This window comes from Phytoactinopolyspora endophytica (assembly GCF_004138495.1).
Classification (GTDB): Bacteria; Actinomycetota; Actinomycetes; order Jiangellales; family Jiangellaceae; genus Phytoactinopolyspora; species Phytoactinopolyspora endophytica.
Genome location: NZ_ML142850.1, coordinates 165873 through 167595 on the forward strand (window position 1 = coordinate 165873; position 1723 = coordinate 167595).

General features: G+C 67.4%; 1 protein-coding gene and 1 pseudogene. Both read left to right on the top strand.

The genetic code is table 11. The features are described 5' to 3' along the window. A partial coding sequence (locus ELR45_RS04105) for an ABC transporter substrate-binding protein (protein ID WP_205855898.1) occupies nucleotides 1-1082 on the top strand: 1082 nt, incomplete at its 5' end. A 43-nt stretch (nucleotides 1083-1125) separates the two neighbouring features. Further along, a pseudogene (locus ELR45_RS36840) lies at nucleotides 1126-1723 on the top strand (carbohydrate ABC transporter permease); the annotation flags it as partial.

Here is a 1723-nt window from a genome sequence, read left to right on the forward strand (position 1 = left end):
AGCCCGACAAGTCGCTGGTCCAGGAAGGCCTCGATCGGTGCGCCGACGACCTCGGAGTCACGCTGGAGCGCGAGACCGTCCCCGGCGCCGACCTGATGACCAAGGTTCTGCAGCAGGCCTCGTCGAAGACGCTGCCCGACATCCTCATGTTGGACAACCCCGAGGTACAGCAGGTCGCCGCCACTGGCGCTCTCGCCCCGCTCGACGACTACGGGCTCAGCGCGGACGGGTTCGCCCGGGGAATCGTCGACGCCACGTCGTATGACGGCAAGCTCTACGGGCTGGCACCGGTGGTGAACACGATCGGCATCTTCTACAACGCCGAGGTCCTGGACGAGGAGGGCGTCGAGCCGCCGACCACCTGGGACGAGCTGCGTTCCGCCGCCGCCGACCTGACCGAGGGCGACCGTTACGGCGTCGCGTTCAGCGCCAACGCCACGTACGAGGGCAGCTGGCAGTTCCTCCCCGCCATGTGGACCAACGGCGGGGACGAGACCGATCTCACCACCCCGGAGGTTTCCGAAGCCCTACAGCTCTGGGTCGACCTGGTTCAGAACGGATCCGCGTCGAACTCGGTGGTCAACTGGACCCAGGGCGACGTGAAAGACCAGTTCGTCGCCGGCAAAGCGGCGATGATGGTCAACGGCCCGTGGAACATCCCGGACTTGAACACCCATGAGGACCTGGAGTGGGACGTCGTCCAGTTCCCCGTCAACGAACAGGGCCAGACTCCCGTCGCCCCTCTCGGCGGCGAAGCCTGGACCGTCCCGCTGACCGGCGACGAAGCGAAGCAGGCCAAGGCTGCCGAGTTCGTCGAGTGTCTCAACAGCGAGGAGAACCAGCTCGCGCTCGCTGAGTCCCGGTTCACGGTGCCGACCAGGACCGCGCTCGCGGACGAGTACGTCGACCTGGTCCCGTCCATGGAAGCGTTCACCGAGCAGGTCTCCAACGCCCGGAGCCGGACCGGGCAGCTCGGCGAGGAGTGGCCCGAGGCCGCCACCGTGATCTACGAGGCGATCCAGCTCGCGCTGACGGACCAGGCATCGCCCGAGGACGCGTTCACGCGTGCCTCCGACGGATAGGTAGCACGAGATGCCCCTGGTCGAAGCGAGGAGGTGAGCGCTCATGTCCGAGACACACGTACGCCGGCCCGCCGCTTCCGGCGAGGTGCAGCCATCCGCGACGGGCGGCTCCGGCGGCGCGGGAGGCCCCGGCACATCGAGTGCCACGGCCCGGCGGCGCCGCGGGCGCGGTGGACGGAACGAGCGCCTTGCCAAGCTGATGTTCATGGCGCCGGCCGCCGTCGTCATGGTGTGCCTGTTCGGGTACCCCGTGGTGAAGAACCTGCTGATGGGGTTCCAGGAGTACACGCTCGCCACCTTCTTCACCGGCGACGCGCCATGGATCGGCCTGCAGAACTACACGTCGGTGATCAGCGACGACCTGTTCAGCAAAGCGATGATGAACACGGCGCTGTTCACCGCCGGGTCGATCGCCGGACAGTTCGTCATCGGGCTTGGCCTGGCCATGTTCTTCCGGAACAAGTTCCCGCTCAGCGGCGTGCTGCGAGCCCTGTTGCTGCTCCCCTGGCTGCTTCCGCTGATCGTGTCCAGTGCGACCTGGCGCTCGATCCTCGACCAGGACAGCGGGATCCTGAACCAGGCGCTGGGCGCAGTCGGGATTATCGACTCGCCCATCCCGTGGCTGAGCTCGCCAGACCACG